The organism is Mycobacterium sp. IS-3022, from assembly GCF_001500065.1.
Lineage (GTDB): Bacteria > Actinomycetota > Actinomycetes > Mycobacteriales > Mycobacteriaceae > Mycobacterium.
Window position 1 is genome coordinate 16466 of the sequence record NZ_LQIN01000022.1, and the last position, 19414, is coordinate 35879.

Genomic DNA, 19414 nt, shown 5'->3' on the forward strand with positions numbered 1-19414 from the left:
GATGCGCGCCGATATCCCAGCTGCACTACCGTCGCGGGCATGGGGATTCCCGAGGTCGAGCCGACCGAGCCGTCGCCGTTGTTCCGCGCGGGCGCCAAGCTCATGGGCACTGGCGCGGCACGTCGATTCCTGCGGCGTTATGGCTGGCGCATCGACCGGGCGCTCATCAAGGCGACCAACGGCCATGTGTCGATGTCGCTGGTGATGCCAGAGGTCTTGCTCACGCACACCGGCGCGAAGACCGGCAAGAAGCGCAGCACCCCGCTGACCTACTTCACCGACGGCGGCCGGGTGATCGTCATCGCCTCCAACTACGGCGGCGACCGCCATCCCGCCTGGTTTCACAACGTCAAGGCGCATCCGCGCGTGACGCTGTCGACCCGCGGCTACACCGGCACCTTCGTCGGTGAGGAGATCACCGGCGCGGAACGCGACCGGCTGTTCGAATTGGCCAAGCGGTTCGTCCCGAACTACGCCGACTACGAGAAGATGGCGGGCCCGCGACGGATCCCGGTCGTCGCGTTCACCGAGCTCGCCTGAGGCGATCAGGGGCCTCCGTCCGCGCCCGTTCGGAAAGTTTGAGGTGCGCGGCAGTGAAGGCGCGTGCGCCTTGAATCAATGCGGCGCAATCGGTCTCGCTGACATAACGGGTCACCTCGCCGAACGCCTGCACACGAAGGGCGATGAGCTCGTCGAGCACGGCGCGGCCGCCGTCGGTCAACTCCAACAGCGTCGCGCGCCGGTTGGTCGGTGCGACCCGACGAGTGATGTAGCCAGCGTCGGCGAGTCGGTCGCTGAGCCGGCTCGCGGTGGACGGCAGCATGCCGAGTTCGTCGCCCAACTCGGTGACCCGACTCGGACCGAGCCGGTCCAACGCCTGCAGCGCGCGCAGCGGCGCGAGACCGATGCGTTTCTCTATGTGGTCGAGCGCCAACACATTCAGATCGAGCAGTCCGCGGGTCGCTCGCTCGAGTTCGGTCAGGAAGTCGTCGGGCTGCCGGCTCGGATCAGTTGGTGCTCCGGGGGCCGTGCTCATAGCTCGTACTCGGGCAGCTCGATGTCGTCACGAATTGCGCGCTGCACGACGAGATCTCCGAGGGGCCGAACGTTCACCGCCCGCATCGCCATGTTGCGCAGCCACACGCCGAGACCGGTTCGGGCGACGAAGAACGAGATGAATTTCGTTGCTCCGGCTTGCTTCTGGCCGATGAAGCGACGCAGCCGTGCCTCATATTCGGCGAACCCCCTGCCGATGTTCTCCGGGTTCCGCGCCAGCTCGCCGGCCAACACATACGCCTCGACCATCGCCAGGCCGGTACCTTCACCGGCCAGCAGCGACACGCACGCTGCGGCGTCACCGATGAGGGCGACGCGCCCCGCCGACCACCGGTCCATCCGGATTTGGCTGACGACGTCGAAATATATGTCGTCGACGCCGTCGAGGGCGTCGAGAATCTGAGAGCATTCCCAGCCGCCCCCGGCGAACTCCGCTCGCAGCAGCTTCTTGCTCGACTCCGCGTCGGGCGCAATCTGGGGATCCGACGAACGGAAGATGAACAGCACCAATGTGCGATCTCCATCGAGGGCGAATCTCCCGATCTGGCGGCCCGGCATGTTGTGGGTCACGTACACGAGCTCATCGCGCGGCCGATAGCCGTCGAGCACGCAGGCGGCCACTTGGCAGCCGAGATAGCGCACATAGGCAGACTCCGGCCCGAACACCAGGTTCCGGACATTGGAGTGCAATCCGTCCGCACCGATGACCATGTCGAACGCACGCGCGCCTTCGCGCTCGAATTCCACCATCACACCGGTGGTGCGATCGTCGATGTCGCAGATGCTCTCGGAGAAGAGCATCTCGACGTGGTCCTCGACGCTGCGGTAGATCGCTGCTGCCAGGTCGCCGCGGGGCAGGCTGGTGTACCGGCCGAAGGTCGCCCGCCGGATCGGATCGACGTCGAAGCTCGCCGCGACGCGTCCATCCGCGCGGACTGCGCGAAGTTCGTCAACCTGGTAGCCGGCATCGAGGATGTCCTCTTCGAGGCCCATCTTTTGCGCGATGCGATAGCCGAGGCCCCAGAAATCGATCACATAGCCGCCGGTGCGAAAGCTCGACGCCTTCTCGATCAAGGTCACCTCGTGCCCGGCGCGAAGCATCCAGTGGGCGAAGGCCGGGCCGGCGACCCCCGCGCCGCTGATCGCGACTTTCACCGACAACCTCCTTTGCACCGTCATCGCGTGCCGAAGCTGCGGCGACGGGCTTATAGCCTAGGAAGTTCGTGCGGATTGCACAATGTGCGGTTAGCAAGTATGGCCACCATGGGCCGCCGCGGGTGCTGAGCCGTGCAGTACCGTCGTCGAGGTGAATTTGGCCTACGACGACCGCGGCAGCGGTCCACCAGTCCTGTTCATCGCCGGCCACGGCGGCGCAGGCCGAACGTGGCACTTGCACCAGGTGCCCGAGTTCTTGCGCGCCGGCTATCGCTGCATCACCTTCGACAACCGCGGGGTGGGCGCCACCGAGAACGCCAACGGCTTCACCACGGAGACGATGGTGGCCGACACGGCGGCGCTGATCGAGAAGCTCGACGCGGCGCCGGTGCGCATCGTGTCCGTGTCGATGGGCTCGTTCATCGCCCAGGAGCTCATGGTGGCGCGCCCCGAACTCGTCGACCGCGCGGTGCTGATGGCCACCCGCGGCCGCGAGGACCGCACTCGCGAGTTCTTCCGCACCGCCGAGCGGGAACTCGTTGAGTCCGGTCTGACGCTGCCGCCGAAGTACGACGCGAAAACCCGGTTGCTGGAGAGCTTTTCGCCGGCCACGCTCAACGATGACGCCAAGGTCCGCGACTGGATCGACATGTTCATCATGTGGCCCGCCAAGTCGACGCCCGGCGGGCGCACACAGCTCGGCATCAGCCCCCAGGGCAATCATCTGCCGTCTTACCGAAGTATTACGGCGCCGACGCTCGTCATCGGCTTCTCCGACGACCTGGTGCTGCCGCCGCACCTGAGCCGCGAGGTCGCCGACGCCATTCCGAACGGCCGTTTCCTGGAGATTGCGGACACCGGCCACCTCGGCTTTCTCGAACGACCCGACGCGGTCAACAAAGCGGCGCTGGATTTCCTCGCCGATAGGCTGTAGTGGTGAACCCCTCGACCGCGCAGGCCCGCGTGGTCGTCGACGAACTGATTCGCGGCGGCGTACGCGACGTCGTGTTGTGCCCCGGTTCGCGCAACGCGCCACTCGCGTTCGCGCTGCAGGACGCCGACCGCGTCGGGCGGATCCGGCTGCACGTGCGAATCGACGAGCGCACCGCGGGTTTCCTGGCCATCGGGTTGGCGGTCGCCGAACGCGCGCCCGTCTGTATCGCGATGACGTCGGGCACCGCGGTCGCGAACCTGGGGCCGGCGGTGGTCGAGGCGAACTATGCGCGGGTGCCGCTGGTCGTGCTCAGCGCCAACCGGCCGTACGAGTTGCTGGGCACCGGCGCGAACCAAACCTTCGAGCAGCTGGGTTACTTCGGCACGCAGGTGCGGGCGTCGATCAGCCTGGGGCTGGCAGAGGAAGCCCCTGAACGCCTCGACGAGCTGAACGCCCAATGGCGCTCGGCGGTGTGCCGGATACTGGTGGCCGCCAAGGGTTCTCGCACGGCGAACGCCGGTCCGGTGCAGTTCGACATCCCGCTGCGGGAACCGCTTGTGCCCGACGCCAGCGAGGCCAGGGAGTCGGGCGGCTATGTGCCGGAGGGCCGGCCGGGCGGCAAGCCGTGGACGTACACCCCGCCGGTGACGTTCGACCAGCCGCTCGACATCGACCTGACCCCGGACACCGTCGTGATCGCCGGACACGGCGCGGGTGAGCATCCGAACCTGGCGGCGCTGCCGACCGTCGCCGAACCCACGGCGCCGCCCGCCGACAACCCGCTGCACCCCTTCGCGCTGCGGCTGGTGCGTCCGAAGCAGGTCATCATGCTCGGCCGCCCGACGCTGCACCGACCGGTGTCGGCGCTGCTGGCCGATCCGTCGGTGCCGGTATACGCGCTCACGACCGGTCCCCGGTGGCCCGACGTGTCGGGGAACTCGCAAGCCACCGGGACCCGCGCCGTCACCGCGGGCGCGCCGGACCCGGCCTGGTTGGACCGCTGCGCCGAAGTGCACCGGCACGCAATGGCGGCGGTCCGTACGCAACTGAAGGCACATCCGCTCAAGACCGGCCTGCATGTGGCCGCGGCGGTGGCCGACGCCGTCCGGCCCGGCGATCAGCTGGTGTTGGGGGCGTCGAACCCGGTGCGCGACGCCGCGCTGGTCGGCTTGGACACCCACGGCGTCAAGGTGCGCTCGAACCGCGGCGTCGCGGGTATCGACGGCACGGTGTCGACGGCGATCGGGGCGGCCCTCGCGCACGAGCGGGCGGGTGAGGGCAGCGGGCCGAGGCGCACGATCGCGCTGCTCGGGGATCTGACGTTCGTGCACGACAGCTCGGGCCTGTTGATCGGGCCGACCGAGCCGACGCCGCGCAACCTGACCATCGTGGTGTCCAACGACAACGGCGGCGGGATCTTCGAACTGCTCGAGCAGGGCGATCCGAGGTTCTCCGACGTCTCGTCGCGGATCTTCGGCACCCCGCACGACGTCGACGTCGGCGCGCTGTGCCGGGCGTATCACGTCGAGAGCCGCCAGCTCGAGGTCGACGACCTGGCCGCTGCGCTCGGCGAACCCTACGACGGCATGCGGGTGCTGGAGGTGAAGGCCGATCGGTCGTCGCTGCGCGCGCTGCACGCGTCGATCAAGGCAGCCCTGTGAGCGGAGCGAACGAGACTGCTTCTGTGAGCGGAGCGAACGAGACTGCTTCTGCGAGCGGAGCGAACGAGACTGCTTCTGTGAGCGGAGCGAAACAGACCGCTTCTGTGAGCAGGACGGTAGACATGGGCCGCTTGACGAAACCGATCCGGTGGGTGCGCCGCTTCCTTCCCCGGCTCACGGCCGACCCGACCGAGACGCGGCGGCAGCGGGTGTTCCGTCGGGTCCGCATCGGGATCGTCATCCTCGGGTGTCTGGTGACGTTGCAGTCGGTGCTGATGGTGCTGGGGGCGTGGCGAAACGACCGGCAGATCGAACGCCATCTCGGGGTGGCCGAGGCGACCGTGCTCAGCGCCGGACCGCGCCGGTCGACGATCGAGTTCGTCACTCCCGACCGTGTGACGTACCGCCCGGAGCTGGGTGTGCTGTACCCGTCGGAACTCGAGACCGGGATGAACATCTACGTCGAATACGACGTCAACAACCCGGATCTCGTTCGTGTGCAGCATCGCAACGCCGCGTTGGCGATCATCCCGGCGAGTTCGATCGCGGTGGTCGGCTGGTTGATCGCCGGCGTCGCGCTGGCCGGCGTGACGCTCGTCGAGCGCCGAATGTCCGCGCGCAGCCCCTGAACTTTTTCGCGAACAGCCGCAAAGTGCCCGAAAACCGCCGCGGAAAAGGACACTTTCCGTTCCCCTACCTTCGGTGTGGGCCCAGCCGGCCGGGAAATTCAGGACTGGATGAGCTTGTCGAGCCAGTCGTTGTCGTAGATGTCGATCTTTTCATCGGCCGCGGGGTCGTAGACCGTCGGTGTGCCGGTCGCGAGCGGGTCGACCTCGAACAGGTAGCCGAAGTTGCTCTCGTCCATCTCGACGATGTTCACCGCCGAGCCGCCACCGGCGACCCGCTGGACGACCTCGTCGGGCATACCCGCCGACCGGGCCATGTCGGCCATCTCGTCGTCGCTGGGGCCTCGCCCGCCGGGATCCTGGTTGGCCCACAGCTCTTCGACGAAGCGTTGGAACTGCGTGCCCGTCGCGCCGCCTTCGGTGGCGAGGAACAGCGCATTGCTCACCCGCGCCGAATGACCGTCGGTCACCTCGTCGAGGAAGATCAGCGGCCGGTAGGTGACCTCGAGCTGGCCGACACCGATGTAGTAGGCCAGCTGATCGCCGAAATCGGCTTGCAGGTCAGCGCAATGGGTGCATTGGGGCTCGGTGAAGATCTCGATCCGCACCGGGGCGTCGGCGAACCCGGCGACGATGCCGTACCCGTCTTCGCTGACCGTCAGCGGGGGCTGGTCGGGATGGCGCTGCGCGGTGCCGGCGACCTGTTTGGTGCAACCCACCGCGGCGAGTAACGCGGACAGCGCCAGAACCGCCGCGATTCGGGATATCCGCATGTCAACCGCCCCTTCCCTGGTGCGCAGGATACTCGACGGCAACGCTACGCAGCGCTCGTTGAGCGCACGAGTTCTTCGCATGCCATCTTCCTGACGGCAACCTTCGCGACACGCTTCGCTGAGAGTATTCGGGCGTGCGCGTTGCAATCGTCGCAGAGTCCTTCCTCCCGAATGTCAACGGCGTCACCAACTCGGTGCTGCGGGTGATCGAGCATCTCCGCCGCACCGGACACGAAGCACTCGTCATCGCTCCCGACACGCCCCGCGGAGAACCGCCCGCCGACCGGGTGCACGACGGCGTCCGCGTACATCGGGTGCCGTCGCGGATGTTCCCCAAGATCACGTCATTGCCCCTCGGCGTGCCGCGGCCCCGGATGCTCGGCGTGCTAAGGGGATTCGACCCCGATGTGGTACATCTGGCGTCGCCGGCGTTGCTCGGCTACGGCGGTTTGCACGCCGCGCGTCACCTCGGTGTCCCAACCGTCGCCGTATTTCAGACCGACGTCGCGGGTTTCGCCGAGAGTTATGGCGTCGGCTTCAGCGCGCGCGCCGCATGGGCATGGACCCGCCATCTGCACAGCCGCGCCGACCGCACCCTGGCGCCGTCGACCGCCGCGATGGAAAACCTGATGGCCCACCGCGTTCCGCGAGTTCACAAGTGGGCTCGCGGTGTCGACATCACCGGCTTCGCGCCCTCGGCCCGCGACGACGGCCTACGGCGGCAATGGTCACCCGCCGGCAAGCCGGTCGTCGGCTTCGTCGGCAGGCTGGCTCCGGAGAAGCATGTCGAGCGGCTGGCGGGTCTGGCGAGGCGCGACGACCTGCAACTGGTGATCGTCGGCGACGGCGTCGACGCGACCAAGCTCCAAAGTCTCATGCCGACAGCCGTTTTCACCGGTGCGTTGTACGGCCGGGAACTGGCCAGGGCGTACGCCAGCATGGACGTGTTCGTGCATCCGGGCGAGCACGAGACGTTCTGTCAGGCCGTGCAGGAGGCGATGGCTTCGGGCCTGCCGGTGATCGCGCCGAACGCCGGCGGCCCCCGCGACCTCGTCGCCCCCTACCGCACCGGCCTGCTGCTGGCGGTCGACGAGTTCGAGGCGCGACTGTCGCAGTCCGTCGATCATCTGATCTCTGAGCGGCAACGGTATTCGCCGGCCGCGCGCCGCAGCGTGCTCAACCGGACGTGGCCGACAATCTGCGACGAACTGCTCGGCCACTACGAGGACGTGATCGGCCGGCGCAGGCACCTCGCCGCCTGACCCCCTTCCGCGAGCGACCGTGTCTGTCCACCGACACGCCGCACATTGGCGTGCAAACGCGGTCGCTCGCGGAGAGGGAACGGGCACGGCTACGGTGAAACTCATGAGCCGCGCAACCTTGGCGAAGGACCCACACGATGTGGCATCGATGTTCGACGCGGTGGCCCGGCGCTACGACCTGACCAATACCGTGATGTCGCTGGGCCAGGATCGGTTCTGGCGGCGGGCGACGCGCGAGGCGCTGCGTATCGGGCCGGGGGACAAGGTGCTCGACCTCGCGGCGGGGACCGCGGTGTCGACGGTCGAATTGGCCGCCTCGGGCGCGTGGTGCGTGGCGGCGGACTTCTCCGTCGGCATGCTGTCCGCAGGGAGCGCCCGCGACGTGCCGAAGGTGGCAGGCGACGCGACGCGACTGCCGTTCGCGGACGGCGTTTTCGACGCGGTGACGATCAGTTTCGGGCTGCGCAACGTCGTCGACCACACCGCGGGTCTTCGCGAGATGGCGCGTGTCACCCGCCCCGGCGGCCGGCTGGTGGTGTGCGAGTTCTCCACGCCGACGAACCGCGTGTTCGCGACGGCGTACAAGGAGTACCTCATGCAGGCGCTGCCGCGGATCGCCCGGGCGGTGTCGTCGAATCCGGAGGCCTACGTCTACCTCGCCGAGTCGATTCGTGCCTGGCCCGACCAGGCGCAGCTGGCGCGTCAGATCTCCGGTGCCGGCTGGTCGGGGGTGCGCTGGCGCAACCTGACCGGCGGCATCGTCGCGTTGCACGCGGCCACCAAGCCGCTGAACTGACGACTCAACCGACAACTTCGTCCCGCTGAAACCGGTGTCACCCGGCGTGTCGTACGACGCAGTCGTGAGAATCGCCGTTAACTTATTGCTTCGACGGGGTCCGCGAACAAGGCGGTGGCGGGATGTCGGGTGGCGGCGAATCGCGACGGTTGTCGCGCCGGACGTTCGTGATGGGCACGGCCACCGCGGCGGCCCTGATGGCGATACCGCCGACCGCCCGCGCGGCGCCCGGCAAGTCGGTCGCGGTCTTCGGCGCCGGGATCGCGGGACTGACTGCCGCACACGAACTCGTCGAGCGCGGCTACAGCGTCACGGTGTATGAGCGCAAGGCGCTCGGCGGTAAGGCCAGGTCCATTCCGGTGCCGAACTCCGGCTCGACACCGCTGCCCGCCGAGCACGGTTTCCGGTTCTTCCCCGGCTTCTATCGCAACGTCACCGACACGATGCGTCGGGTTCCGTTTCCTGGCAACGCCAATGGCGCCTGGGACAACCTGACCCGGGCGACGTCGTATCTGCATTCCGGGCTCGGGCGTCACGATCTGACGATCCCGCTGCCGTTCCCATTGCCCATGATCCCGAATCCGATCACGCCGAAGGCGTTCATCGACTCGGTGGCCACCGTCTTCGAAACGCTGTTCCGGTTGCCGCCATGGGAAGCCATCTACGCCGCACAGAAACTCGCCGTCTACGTCACCAGCAGCACCGAACGCAAACTCGGCCAGTGGGAGCACATGACGTGGGAGGACTACATCGGCGCGAACAAGAAGTCCGCCGAATACAACCGCTATCTCGCCGACGGCATCATTCGCAACCTCGCGGCATCGAAATCCAAAGACGCCAGCGCACATTCGATCGGTTTGGTCGGTGAGGCATCGGTCTGGTCGATCCTGCTGTTCGGAAACGACTCCGACAACAAGGGATTCGACCGGGTGCTCAACGGCCCGACGAGCTCGCAGTGGCTCGACCCCTGGGTGGAGTACCTACGCGAGCAGGGCGTGACGTTCCGCATCGGCCAGGCACTCGCGCGGCTCACCGCCGACGGCAAGCACATTCAGGCGGCGACCGTGGTCAGCGACAGCGGGGTACCGCAACAGGTCACCGCCGACTGGTACGTCTCGGCAATCCCATGCGAGAAACTGGCCGCGGTGCTGACGCCGGACCTACTCGAGGCCGACCCGCAACTGGCCAACATCGCGCTGCTGCGCACCGAGTGGATGAACGGGCTGATGTTCTACCTCAAGGAGCGCGTCGACGTGACGAAGGGACATGTGAACTACGTCGACTCCGGTTGGGCGATCACGTCGATCAGCGAAGAGCAGTTCTGGAAGAAGAGCCTGACGACGTACGGCGACGGCACGGTCAAAGAGTGCCTGTCGGCGATCATTTCGGACTGGAGCACACCGGGCAACTTCAACCGCAGAAGCGCCCGCGACTGCACCCCGCGAGAGATCGCCAAGGAGGCCTGGGCACAGATCACGGCCCATCTCAACGACACCGACAAGGTCGTCGACGACGACATGGTGCACTCCTGGTTCCTGGACCCCGCGATCATCGACCCGGGTACGCCCGATGTGCGCAACGACGAACCGCTGTTCATCCAGGATCCCGGGTCATGGAACCGTCGTCCGACCGCGGTCACCGGCATCGACAATCTCTTTCTCGCCGGCGAGTGGATCAAGACCGACCAGAACGTCACCACCATGGAAGGTGCCAACGAGGGCGGCCGCTATGCCGCCAACGGCGTGCTGCAGGCCTCGGGCTACAACGGCGACATGGTGAAGATCGTCGAGTTGTTCCAGGCGCCGTGGTGGATGCCGTTCAAGAACGCCGATCGCGCCCGCTATCGCGCCGGCCTGCCGCATCTGCTCGACATCGTCGACACGCGCTGGCCCGGTCGATGAGGGACCGACCTGCTAGCCGAAGTCGGCGGGCTGTTGCGGATTGCCTGGGTCGCTTTTGACGATCGGCAGGGTGGGATCGAACCTCGAGTTGGAGGACGCACCGCGTGGTGCATCACGCCATGGCGTACACACGCCGACAAAAGGCACGTCCGCACACGGGCCCTGCGGCGTGGCAGGTGCGGTGGCCGCGAAGCCCAAAGCCGTTGCCGCAAGGGCTATCGCGGAAAGTATGGATCGAACTGTCAGACCGAGCATCGTGGTTCCTTCCGCCGATGCCTAGTTGAACGCCTCTGTGTGCCAGGGTAATCCCGAGAATTGACGGTGAACAGCTCCGCTAGCTTGCCTTACATTTAGTCGAGCTCTACAAGTTTCGGCTCACGCGGGTGTGCCAGATCCGTTCCGTCTGCGGGCCGACGTCGGGACTGTGGGTCTGCTGGAAGTTGCGTCCGCTTCGGCCGAACGTCGCGAGAACGGCTGTGGGAACGTCGGATTCGAGAACCGGTTCGGTAAGCCAGCGGCACGGCCGCACGTGTACCAGGTCGACGGCGACGGCATCCGCGTCGTCGTCGCGACGATACGGGCCGTCGATGCGGCCCAACCAGAACAGCCCATCCGCGTCGCGGGTCCAGACGAACGACCGTCGACGATGTCGGCGAACCGGGCGATTCGACGAGCCAACCGGTCACCGAACCCCGCGTCGCCGAACCCGACGAGACACTTTGCGAGGGCGCGGTCGATCGCCGGTTGCGGATCGATGTCGTCGCGGCGGGACCGCATCGGAGCCCGGTACACCTGAGCCACCCGCGATATTCTGCCGTGCGATGGAGACGTTCAAGCGTTACCTGATATTTCAGGCGATGATGTTCGTCTTCGGCATCGTCGGGCCGATCTTTCTGATCATGTACTTCACCTCCCAGCCGGACCACACCATGAAGTGGGCGTATTGGATCGGTTTGTTCATCACGGCCGCCGACGTGCTCATCGCGTTGGGCCTCACCGCCTCCACCGCGCCGAACAAAGCGCCCGCTGACGTCCGTCTCTCGCTCAAGGTCGCTGAGTGGATGCAGCGCAGGCGCGATGACGGCTAGCTGAACGGCGCGCGGTCGTCGATGCGCTGCGACAGCAGGCCGGCGCCGCGCCAGACCCGGGCGGTCCAGTCCTCGTCCTCGTCGGTGACGAAATTGCCCATCACCCGGACCGCGATGGTCATCAGCGCCGCCGACCGCATGGCGAGAGGTCCCGTCGACGGCAGGAACCGCGGGAACGTCAACAGCAGGGCCAGCCTGCGGGCCACGGAGAACCCGCGTGCGTAGTGGGCCGAGAGCACCGCCGGCCACGCCGCGGTCAGATCGCCGGTGCCCAGCAATTCGGCCGCCAGCCGGCCGGTCTCGAGCCCGTAGTCGATGCCTTCGCCGTTCAACGGGTTGACGCATGCGGCGGCGTCGCCGATCAGCATCCAGTTCGGCCCGGCGACGCCCGACACCGCTCCGCCCATCGGCAGCAGCGCCGACAGTCCGGCGCGGGGTTCACCGTCGAAGCCCCACTCTTCGCGGCGCAGCTTCGTGTAGTACGACATCAGCGGCCGCAGCGCCGCGTCGGCCGGGCGCTTCGCGGTGGCGAGCGCCCCGACGCCGATGTTCACCTCGCCGTTGCCGAGCGGGAAGATCCAGCCGTACCCGGGCAGCACCTTGCCCTCCGGCGAGCGCAGTTCCAGGTGTGACGTGATCCACGGCTCGCTTGCCCGCGGCGTGGCGATGTACCCGCGGACCGCCACGCCGTAGACCGTCTCCTGATGCCACTTGCGGCCCAACACACGCCCCAGCGTCGAACGTGCGCCGTCGGCGACGATCAGCTCACCACACCCGATCTCGGCGCCCGAGTCGAGCACCACCGCCTCCGCGCGGCCCGACGAATCATGGCGCACATCAACGGCTTTCACGCCGAGCATCATTTTCGCACCGTCGTCGGACGCCACCATGCGGATCCGGTCGTCGAGTTCGGTCCGCGGCACGGCGCTCGACGTCGTCGGGAACGACGGACCCGGCCACTCGACTTCGACGTCGGCGCCGAACCCCGACATCCGCAAGCCGCGGTGCTGTACCCGCCCGGCCAGCCACGAACCCAGGCCCAGCCGCTGCATCTCCAGCACCGCGCGCGGGGTGAGCCCGTCGCCGCAGGCCTTGTCGCGCGGAAACTGCGCCGAGTCGATGACGACCACATCGCGGCCGGCGCGACATGCCCATGCCGCGGCAGCAGAACCGGCAGGGCCGGCCCCCACGACAACCACGTCCGCTCGCGTATCCATGGTTCCCAGTATGTTGGCAGGGTGAGGACACCAGCGACCGTGGTGGCGGGGGTTGACTTCGGGGATCCCGCCTTTGCGCAGGATGTCCGGGACGGCGTGGCCCGCATCGAGGACCTGATGGCCACTGAGCTGGGCAAAGCCGACGAGCTGATGGCAGACGCGGTCCAGCACCTGTTCCAGGCGGGTGGCAAGCGGTTCCGTCCGCTGTTCACCGTGCTGTCGGCCCAGCTGGGCCCTGAGCCCGACGCGTGGCAGGTCACGGTCGCCGGCGCGGTCATCGAGCTGGTGCACCTGGCGACCCTGTACCACGACGACGTGATGGACGAGGCGGAGGTCCGCCGCGGCGCCGACAGCGCCAACGCCCGCTGGGGCAACAACATCGCGATCCTGGCGGGCGACTATCTGTTCGCCACGGCGTCGCGCCTCGTCAGCCGGCTCGGGCCCGAGGCGGTGCGCATCATCGCCGACACCTTCGCCCAGTTGGTGACCGGCCAGATGCGCGAGACCCGCGGCGCCGCCGAGCACGTCGACTCCGTCGAGCACTACCTCAAGGTCGTCTACGAGAAGACCGCATGCCTGATTGCGGCGTCCGGCCGGTTCGGCGCGACGTTCTCCGGCGCCGACGAGGAGCAGATCGAGCGGTTGAGCCGCCTCGGCGGCATCGTCGGCACCGCGTTCCAGATCTCCGACGACATCATCGACATCGACAGCGATCCGGACGAATCCGGCAAGGTTCCCGGCACGGATCTGCGCGAGGGCGTGCACACCCTTCCCGTGCTCTACGCGTTGCGCGAGGCGGGTCCCGACGGCGACCGGTTGCGAGAGCTGCTGGCCGGGCCGGTGCAGAACGACGCCGACGTCGCCGAGGCGCTGCAGCTGCTGCGCGGCTCGCCCGGGATGCTGAAGGCCAAGCGGACCGTCGCGCAGTATGCCGTGCAGGCCCGCGAGGAGCTCGCCAACCTGCCCGAGGGACCGGGCCGGCACGCCCTGGCGATGCTGGTCGATTACACGGTTAACCGGCACGGCTGACCGGGCGGAACTTGCGGAGCCCGGCTAAGCGTTGACTCAGCGGAGTTCTTGGTCTGAAGGAGGAAGCGATGACCTGGCATCCGCACGCGAACACCGCCAAGACGTTCGCTCTGCTGGTGGGGTTCTCGGCGCTGATCGTGTTCATCGCGGCGCTGTTCCGCAACACGGCGCTCATCGGCCTGGCGGTGCTGTTCGCCGTCGGCATGAACGCCTACATGTACTTCAACAGCGACAAGCTCTCGCTGCGCGCGATGCACGCCCAGCCGGTCACCGAGATGCAGGCGCCGGTGATGTACCGCATCGTCCGCGAGTTGGCGACCACCGCGCGCCAGCCGATGCCGCGGCTCTACATCAGTGACACCGCCGCACCGAACGCGTTCGCGACGGGCCGCAATCCGCGCAACGCCGCGGTGTGCTGCACGACGGGCATCCTGCAGATCCTCAACGAACGTGAACTGCGTGCGGTGCTCGGCCACGAACTGTCGCACGTCTACAACCGCGACATCCTGATCTCGAGTGTGGCCGGTGCGATGGCCGCCGTCATCACCGCGCTGGCCAACATCGCGTACTTCGCGACCCTGTTCGGCGGCAACCGCGAAGGCAGCGCGAATCCGTTTGCGATTCTGTTGGTTTCGCTGTTGGGTCCGATCGCGGCGATGGTGATCCGGCTGGCGGTGTCGCGCTCGCGCGAGTATCAGGCCGACCAGTCGGGTGCGGAGTTGACGGGCGATCCGTTGGCGTTGGCCAGCGCGCTGCGCAAGATCAGCGTCGGCGTCGAGCAGGCGCCGCTGCCGCCGGACCCCAAGCTGGCCGATCAGGCGCATCTGATGATCGCCAACCCGTTCCGCGCGGGCGAGCGCATCGGCAAGCTGTTCTCCACGCACCCGCCGATCGCCGACCGGATCGCGCGGCTGGAGGCGATGGCGGGCCGAGGACCGGGCCACTACTGACACGCGAATTCGGTGTCGCCGGTTGCGCTCAGCGCAGCTTTGAGCACCGAAATCGCACGATCGGAGTAGAACGGAAAGCGGACCGGTCAAGGACGCGTTGCGTCGAACGCACAGAAGGGTGGTGGCCGGCGATGCCAGGGTGCCGGCTGAGCCGGCTGGAAGAACGAGTCACCCGCATCTGCGCGCGTGGCCAAGACCCGATCGAACTGCTCGCTGCGGTTGCCGCGGAGGTACGAAACGACATCGCTTATGAGGCAGCGGGATGGTTGCTCACCGACCCCGATACGCTGCTGCTCACCGGCGTGTACGCCGAAAACGTCTCGCGTGCACAGCATCTCGCGTTGATCGAATGTGAGCTCACGACAGATGACGTCAACAAGTTCGTCGACCTGGCCCACCGCGACGTTCCGGCGGCATCTCTGAGCGCAGTCACCGGCGGAGACCTCAGTCGCAGCGCCCGCTGGTCGAAGGTGTACCGGCCCAACGGATACGGCGACGAGATGCGAGGCGTGTTCAGCTCCGGTGCGGCGACTTGGGGGCATTTCTGCCTGACCCGCCGCGCCACCGATCCGTTCTTCACCGACGACGAGGTCGCGGCCATGGCCAGGCTCTGCCCGCACGTGGGCAACGCGATTCGCGCGTGCTTACAGCTGGCGAGCCAGCCCGGCCCGACCAGCCCCGGCCCGGCTGCATTGCTGATACTCGCCGATGACGGCACCGTCGAGTCGATGACTCCTCAGGTCACCGAGTGGCTCGGCCCCGTCGACGACGAACGCCTGGAGACCGCGATCGTGCTGCACGAGGTGGCACACCAAGCCCGCGCCCTCGCCGAGCACGGTGTCGGCGAGCCCGCGATGGCGCGCACCAGGAGCCGCAACGGCGACTGGCTGGTAGTGCGAGGAATCCGTCTCGATCGTGATGGACCCGGAACGGGCCGCACTGCAGTGGTTTTGGAGCAGGCCCGTCGTTCAGACATCGCGCCTGTCCTCGTTCACCTGCACCAACTGACCCGTCGCGAAAAGGAGATCACGCAGCTGTTGTTGACCGGCATGTCCACCAGGGACATCGCCGCTCGGCTGTGGATCACCTCCGAGACGTTGCGAGGCCACATCAAGGCGATCTTCGCCAAGCTCGGCGTGAACAGCCGCCCGGAGCTGGCCGCGTTACTGTCGCAGGACCTCGTCGTCCGGCATTAGCGGCTTCGAAGCCGACAACTGCGCCGCGATGTCGTCGGCCACCCGGCGGGCCAGCCCGCCGACGAACTTCGTCAGGCCGGGCCGGTACACGTAGCCGACGAAGCGCAATCCCGGCAAGGTCTCGCCGCCGCACCCGTCGCGTGGCATGCCGTGCTGGTCGAGGACGTCGAGATGACCGACCATGGCGTCCAGCCCGGTCCGGTATCCGGTGGCCGCGATGATGCTGTCAACCTGCACCGTGGTGCCGTCGACGAGCACCGCCCCGCGCTCTTCCAACCGGTCGACGGCCGGCACCACACGCAGCGAGCGGTCCCGGATCGCGTCGATCACTTCGCGGTCGACGATCGCCGTGCCGGCGCCGCGGCGCTTGAGCCCAGCGATCGGCCCCTCCCGAGGCGCGGCGAGGCCGAAGCCGCTCAGATCGCCGATAACCCGGCGTTGCATGGCTTGCAGCATCTTGTCGACGAGCCCGGTGGGCAGCCGCAGAAACAGCGGCAGCGGCAGGTCGGCGGGCAAGCCACCGACCTCGCGCAGCAGGATGTTCGGTGGGGTGCGGACGGCCAGCGTCACCTCCGGACAACCGGAGCGGCTCAGCTCGTAGGCGATCTCGAGCCCGGTGGAGCCGGCGCCGGCGACGAGCACACGTTGCCCCGCGAACGCCGTGGCGTTGCGATACTGCGCGGCGTGCACCACGCGACCGGCGAAGGCGTGGCCCTCGGCCCAGTCGGGAAGTAAGGGCCGGTTGAAGATGCCGGTCGCCACCACGACCTGGCGGACCCGCTGAGCGCCTCGGGTGGTGACGACGTCCCAGCCACCGCCGGGAGCCGGGTCGAGCCGGCGCACGTCGACGCCCAACCGGACGGGAACGCGCCTGCGCGCGGCATACGTCTGCAGGTAGTCGACGTACTGGTCGCGGGTCGGGAACTGCCCGAAATGACGCGGAAAAGGCGCACCGGGCAGGGCCGAGTTGCGGCGGCAGGTGTTGAACCGCAGGGCGTCGTACCGATGTGCCCAGGCGGCGCCGATCTGCGTGCCGCGTTCGACGACGGTCGCGTCCACCCCGCGCGCCAGCAGTTCGGCGGCGCATGCCAACCCGGCCGGACCGCTGCCGACTACCAGCACGCTGTTGTCGGTTGCCATGACCCCTCCCCGCGTGAGCCCTCGCCAGGAGTCCAGCGTCGGCCCGAGTCGCGGCGGCCGCCACCCCGCAGATGGGGGGTTTTCGCTCGTATCCGATCGAGGTGGGTAACGATGCGGTGTTCGGCGCCGATGTGATCCGTATGCTGCGAGTCCCGGCCGCACCCCTTAGGGTGTGGACCGTGCTGAACAGGGTGTTGATCGGTGTCGTGGGGTCCGCGGCGGCGGCCCTGATCGGTGTGGCGGGTATCGCCGCGGCGCAGCCGCCGGAACCGGCGCCGGCCCCACCGAACGTCAACTCGCTGGCGCCGGTGAAGCTGTCCGAGTACGCGGTGATGGACGGCCACTGGTACGCGTTTCGGACGCCGGACGGGCTGACGTGCGTGCTGCAACGCAACGGCGGCTACGGCTGCAGCGGTGCGATCCCGGCCGCACCGAACGGCGCGAACTTCGTCAGCGGCGGCCCGGGCGTGCCGCAATTCTCCGCGACGACGGCCGACGTGTTCGCGAGTGTCGGTGAGGTCAAGTCGCTTCCGGCCGGCTCGCGGATCAGCTATCAGACCGTCAGCTGCGGCAGCGAAGGCGGGGTGACAACGTGTTCGGACAGCCGCAACCAGTCCGGTTTCGTGTTGACGCCTGCTGGCAGCCACATCATCAACGGCGGCAAGGATCCGCTACTGGATCGGCCCGAGGGCACGAACCCGTTCTTCAACTAGGGCGTTAGAACCCGGCGCCGTGCACCTCGTGGCCGGGTTTCTCGACCATCAGGCCGCGGTAGGCGTCCTCGACGCTGGCGCCGTGGTTGACCACCGCGTCGACCTCGCGCGCGATCGGCATCGAGATCCCGTACTGGTCAGCGAATTCCATGATCACACTGGCGGCCTTGACTCCCTCGGCGACTTGGTTCATCGATGCGATGATCTCGTCGATGGGTTTGCCGGCCCCCAACTGCTCGCCGACGTGGCGGTTGCGGCTGCGCTGGCTGGTGCACGTGACGATCAGATCGCCCATCCCCGCCAGGCCGGCGAACGTGTCGCGATGCCCGCCCGTCGCCTCGCCGAGCTTGGACATCTCGCGGACCGCGCGGGCCATCACCATCGCCCGGGTGTTCTCCCCGATGCCGAGGGAGTAGCCCATGCCGACCGCGATCGCGTAGACGTTCTTCAATGCCCCCGCCATTTCGACGCCGACCACGTCGTCGGTGGTGTAGGTGCGAAACCGCTTGGTGCGGAACAGGTTTGCCAAGTTCGCGGCGAGTTGCGGGTCGGGCATGGCGAGCACCGCGGCGGCGGCGTACCCCTCGGCCACCTCGCGTGCGATGTTCGGCCCGGCCAGGATCCCGGCCGGATGTCCGGGCAACACCTCGGCGACGATCTGGCTCATCCGGTGGTTGGTGCCCTGCTCCAGACCCTTTACCAGCGACACCACCGGCACCCATGGCCGCAACTCCTTGGCCAGTTCGGTGAGCACGCCGCGGAAGCCGTGCGACGGCACGCCCATGACGATGACGTCGGCGGCCGTCGCCGCCTCGGTGAAGTCGGTCGTCGCCTTCAGGCTCTGCGGGAGCTCGACCTCGTTGCCGAGGTACTTCGTGTTGCGGTGGTTGTCGTTGATGTCCTCGGCGGTCTCCGCGGAACGCACCCACTGCAGCGTCGGCCCGCGGCGTGCGCAGATGGACGCCACGGTGGTGCCCCAGGAGCCTCCACCGAGGACGACGACTTTGGGATCACGTTTCGCAGGTGCCATGCCGATCAGGGTATGACCGTCGTCCGGCGGCGAGGGCGTAATTGCGAACGCGAGGGCGTCTAGCGGTAGTTGACGAACTGCAGCGCAACGTCGAGGTCCGCGCCCTTGAGCAGCCCGATGACGGCCTGCAAATCGTCGCGCTTCTTCGAGCTGACCCGAATCTCGTCGCCCTGGATCTGCGCCTTGACGCCCTTGGGGCCTTCGTCGCGGATCAGCTTGGTGATCTTCTTGGCCTGCTCGCTGGTGATGCCCTGCTTGATCTGGCCGCTCACCTTGTAGGTCTTGCCCGACGCCTGCGGATCGCCGGCATCGAACGCCTTCATCGAGATGTCGCGGCGGACGAGCTTTTCTTTGAACACGTCGACGGCTGCCTTGGCGCGCTCTTCGGTCGAGCTGGTGATGACGACCGTCTCCTCGCCCTGCCACTCGATGGACGTGTCGGTGCCGCGGAAGTCGTAGCGGGTGGCCAGCTCCTTGGCGGCCTGGTTCAGCGCGTTGTCCACCTCCTGGCGGTCGACCTTGCTCACGACGTCGAACGATGAATCCGCCATTGGATCCGTTCCTCCTTGCTTGGTCTGCTGATGCTTTGGTGCCGTTTTCGTCTTGGGCCCATCCTCGTTGTACCCTGCTAGTCGCACCAAACCGGGTCATCCGGCGGTGCAGCACCCAGGCAGGTTGCCCGAGCGGCCAATGGGAGCGGACTGTAAATCCGTCGGCTTACGCCTACGCAGGTTCGAATCCTGCACCTGCCACCATGTGATGTGTCAAGACATCGGAATAGCTCTGAACCTGCGTTTGGGGTTCAGGGCTTTTTTCTTTGGTCGGCCGCAGGGCACGTTTCGGGGTTGGTAGTCCCTGGTCGGGTCGATGGTTAGCTCGCGGATCAG

General features: G+C 67.5%; 19 protein-coding genes, 1 tRNA gene and 1 pseudogene. 13 read left to right on the top strand and 8 right to left on the bottom strand.

What is annotated here, in order from left to right:
- Nucleotides 1-39: 39 nt before the first annotated feature.
- Nucleotides 40-540: a nitroreductase family deazaflavin-dependent oxidoreductase gene (locus tag AU188_RS14175; protein WP_059164340.1), complete on the top strand. Its 501-nt coding sequence runs from the start codon at nucleotides 40-42 to the stop codon at nucleotides 538-540.
- Here AU188_RS14175 and AU188_RS14180 read toward each other — a convergent pair.
- Together AU188_RS14180 and AU188_RS14185 are read right to left on the bottom strand one after the other, a co-directional pair.
- Complete coding sequence (locus tag AU188_RS14180; RefSeq protein ID WP_059164341.1) at nucleotides 524-1036, bottom strand: MarR family winged helix-turn-helix transcriptional regulator; 513 nt, start codon at nucleotides 1034-1036, stop codon at nucleotides 524-526. The genes AU188_RS14175 and AU188_RS14180 overlap by 17 nt on opposite strands.
- The gene (locus tag AU188_RS14185) at nucleotides 1033-2211 is read right to left on the bottom strand and encodes an FAD-binding domain (RefSeq protein ID WP_059164342.1); all 1179 of its coding nucleotides are present in this window, start codon (nucleotides 2209-2211) and stop codon (nucleotides 1033-1035) included. Before AU188_RS14185 ends, AU188_RS14180 begins: the two co-directional genes overlap by 4 nt.
- Nucleotides 2212-2362: 151 nt before the next feature.
- Between AU188_RS14185 and AU188_RS14190 the strand changes: the two genes are divergently transcribed.
- The 3 genes from AU188_RS14190 (at nucleotide 2363) to AU188_RS14200 (ending at nucleotide 5435) form a co-directional block, all read left to right on the top strand.
- Entirely contained in the window at nucleotides 2363-3145 is a 783-nt protein-coding gene (locus tag AU188_RS14190) for an alpha/beta fold hydrolase (RefSeq protein WP_059164343.1), read from the top strand.
- 2 nt (nucleotides 3146-3147) lie between these two features.
- A complete protein-coding gene (gene menD / locus AU188_RS14195; protein ID WP_059164361.1) occupies nucleotides 3148-4806 on the top strand; it encodes a 2-succinyl-5-enolpyruvyl-6-hydroxy-3-cyclohexene-1-carboxylic-acid synthase in 1659 nt (552 codons plus the stop codon).
- A gap of 122 nt (nucleotides 4807-4928) precedes the next feature.
- Nucleotides 4929-5435, top strand: coding sequence for a DUF3592 domain-containing protein (locus AU188_RS14200; protein WP_156426693.1), 507 nt, complete (start codon nucleotides 4929-4931; stop codon nucleotides 5433-5435).
- A 98-nt stretch (nucleotides 5436-5533) separates the two neighbouring features.
- On the opposite strand, the gene AU188_RS14205 is transcribed toward AU188_RS14200, so the two are convergent.
- Nucleotides 5534-6205: a DsbA family protein gene (locus AU188_RS14205; RefSeq protein ID WP_059164344.1), complete on the bottom strand. Its 672-nt coding sequence runs from the start codon at nucleotides 6203-6205 to the stop codon at nucleotides 5534-5536.
- 134 nt (nucleotides 6206-6339) lie between these two features.
- On the opposite strand from AU188_RS14205, the gene AU188_RS14210 reads away from it, so the two are divergent.
- From AU188_RS14210 to AU188_RS14220, 3 genes are all read left to right on the top strand, one after another.
- A complete protein-coding gene (locus tag AU188_RS14210) occupies nucleotides 6340-7467 on the top strand; it encodes a glycosyltransferase family 4 protein (protein WP_059164345.1) in 1128 nt (375 codons plus the stop codon).
- Nucleotides 7468-7570: 103 nt separating this feature from the next.
- Nucleotides 7571-8263 (top strand): demethylmenaquinone methyltransferase, encoded by a 693-nt coding sequence (locus AU188_RS14215; protein WP_059101183.1) that lies wholly within the window; start codon nucleotides 7571-7573, stop codon nucleotides 8261-8263.
- Between the two features lie 122 nt (nucleotides 8264-8385).
- Nucleotides 8386-10164, top strand: coding sequence for a hydroxysqualene dehydroxylase (locus AU188_RS14220; protein ID WP_059164346.1), 1779 nt, complete (start codon nucleotides 8386-8388; stop codon nucleotides 10162-10164).
- A gap of 361 nt (nucleotides 10165-10525) precedes the next feature.
- Here AU188_RS14220 and AU188_RS25000 read toward each other — a convergent pair.
- Nucleotides 10526-10941, bottom strand: a pseudogene (locus tag AU188_RS25000) (GAF domain-containing protein).
- A gap of 44 nt (nucleotides 10942-10985) precedes the next feature.
- Between AU188_RS25000 and AU188_RS14230 the strand changes: the two are divergent.
- Nucleotides 10986-11252, top strand: coding sequence for a hypothetical protein (locus AU188_RS14230; protein WP_059164348.1), 267 nt, complete (start codon nucleotides 10986-10988; stop codon nucleotides 11250-11252).
- Here the strand turns inward: AU188_RS14230 and menJ are convergent.
- Nucleotides 11249-12469: a menaquinone reductase MenJ gene (menJ, locus tag AU188_RS14235; RefSeq protein ID WP_059164349.1), complete on the bottom strand. Its 1221-nt coding sequence runs from the start codon at nucleotides 12467-12469 to the stop codon at nucleotides 11249-11251. The two genes, AU188_RS14230 and menJ, sit on opposite strands and share 4 nt — an antisense overlap.
- 21 nt (nucleotides 12470-12490) lie before the next feature.
- Here menJ and grcC1 point away from each other — a divergent pair, with 21 nt between their 5' ends.
- From grcC1 to AU188_RS14250, 3 genes are all read left to right on the top strand, one after another.
- Complete coding sequence (gene grcC1 / locus AU188_RS14240; protein WP_172799506.1) at nucleotides 12491-13498, top strand: nonaprenyl/(2E,6E)-farnesyl/geranylgeranyl diphosphat synthase; 1008 nt, start codon at nucleotides 12491-12493, stop codon at nucleotides 13496-13498.
- Between the two features lie 68 nt (nucleotides 13499-13566).
- Entirely contained in the window at nucleotides 13567-14448 is an 882-nt protein-coding gene (gene htpX, locus AU188_RS14245) for a zinc metalloprotease HtpX (RefSeq protein WP_059164351.1), read from the top strand.
- Between the two features lie 131 nt (nucleotides 14449-14579).
- A complete protein-coding gene (locus tag AU188_RS14250; protein WP_059164352.1) occupies nucleotides 14580-15644 on the top strand; it encodes a helix-turn-helix transcriptional regulator in 1065 nt (354 codons plus the stop codon).
- On the opposite strand, the gene AU188_RS14255 is transcribed toward AU188_RS14250, so the two are convergent.
- A complete protein-coding gene (locus AU188_RS14255) occupies nucleotides 15612-16784 on the bottom strand; it encodes a flavin-containing monooxygenase (protein ID WP_059164353.1) in 1173 nt (390 codons plus the stop codon). The genes AU188_RS14250 and AU188_RS14255 overlap by 33 nt on opposite strands.
- 140 nt (nucleotides 16785-16924) lie before the next feature.
- Here AU188_RS14255 and AU188_RS14260 point away from each other — a divergent pair, with 140 nt between their 5' ends.
- Entirely contained in the window at nucleotides 16925-17497 is a 573-nt protein-coding gene (locus AU188_RS14260) for a hypothetical protein (protein WP_059164363.1), read from the top strand.
- Between the two features lie 4 nt (nucleotides 17498-17501).
- Here AU188_RS14260 and AU188_RS14265 read toward each other — a convergent pair whose 3' ends face one another.
- Together AU188_RS14265 and AU188_RS14270 are read right to left on the bottom strand one after the other, a co-directional pair.
- The gene (locus AU188_RS14265) at nucleotides 17502-18527 is read right to left on the bottom strand and encodes an NAD(P)H-dependent glycerol-3-phosphate dehydrogenase (RefSeq protein ID WP_059164354.1); all 1026 of its coding nucleotides are present in this window, start codon (nucleotides 18525-18527) and stop codon (nucleotides 17502-17504) included.
- 59 nt (nucleotides 18528-18586) lie between these two features.
- Nucleotides 18587-19078: a YajQ family cyclic di-GMP-binding protein gene (locus AU188_RS14270; RefSeq protein WP_059164355.1), complete on the bottom strand. Its 492-nt coding sequence runs from the start codon at nucleotides 19076-19078 to the stop codon at nucleotides 18587-18589.
- A gap of 118 nt (nucleotides 19079-19196) precedes the next feature.
- On the opposite strand from AU188_RS14270, the gene AU188_RS14275 reads away from it, so the two are divergent.
- A tRNA-Tyr gene (locus AU188_RS14275) sits at nucleotides 19197-19282 on the top strand.
- Nucleotides 19283-19414: the final 132 nt, after the last annotated feature.

Excerpts from the sequence above, each read along its gene's own strand:
- AU188_RS14175 (WP_059164340.1), top strand. The coding sequence starts at position 40 with ATGGGGATTCCCGAGGTCGAGCCGACCGAGCCGTCGCCGTTGTTCCGC.
- AU188_RS14180 (WP_059164341.1), bottom strand. The coding sequence starts at position 1,036 with ATGAGCACGGCCCCCGGAGCACCAACTGATCCGAGCCGGCAGCCCGAC.
- AU188_RS14200 (WP_156426693.1), top strand. The coding sequence starts at position 4,929 with ATGGGCCGCTTGACGAAACCGATCCGGTGGGTGCGCCGCTTCCTTCCC.
- AU188_RS14205 (WP_059164344.1), bottom strand. The coding sequence starts at position 6,205 with ATGCGGATATCCCGAATCGCGGCGGTTCTGGCGCTGTCCGCGTTACTC.
- AU188_RS14215 (WP_059101183.1), top strand. The coding sequence starts at position 7,571 with ATGAGCCGCGCAACCTTGGCGAAGGACCCACACGATGTGGCATCGATG.
- AU188_RS14220 (WP_059164346.1), top strand. The coding sequence starts at position 8,386 with ATGTCGGGTGGCGGCGAATCGCGACGGTTGTCGCGCCGGACGTTCGTG.
- AU188_RS14230 (WP_059164348.1), top strand. The coding sequence starts at position 10,986 with ATGGAGACGTTCAAGCGTTACCTGATATTTCAGGCGATGATGTTCGTC.
- menJ (WP_059164349.1), bottom strand. The coding sequence starts at position 12,469 with ATGGATACGCGAGCGGACGTGGTTGTCGTGGGGGCCGGCCCTGCCGGT.
- htpX (WP_059164351.1), top strand. The coding sequence starts at position 13,567 with ATGACCTGGCATCCGCACGCGAACACCGCCAAGACGTTCGCTCTGCTG.
- AU188_RS14250 (WP_059164352.1), top strand. The coding sequence starts at position 14,580 with ATGCCAGGGTGCCGGCTGAGCCGGCTGGAAGAACGAGTCACCCGCATC.
- AU188_RS14255 (WP_059164353.1), bottom strand. The coding sequence starts at position 16,784 with ATGGCAACCGACAACAGCGTGCTGGTAGTCGGCAGCGGTCCGGCCGGG.
- AU188_RS14260 (WP_059164363.1), top strand. The coding sequence starts at position 16,925 with ATGCTGCGAGTCCCGGCCGCACCCCTTAGGGTGTGGACCGTGCTGAAC.
- AU188_RS14265 (WP_059164354.1), bottom strand. The coding sequence starts at position 18,527 with ATGGCACCTGCGAAACGTGATCCCAAAGTCGTCGTCCTCGGTGGAGGC.
- AU188_RS14270 (WP_059164355.1), bottom strand. The coding sequence starts at position 19,078 with ATGGCGGATTCATCGTTCGACGTCGTGAGCAAGGTCGACCGCCAGGAG.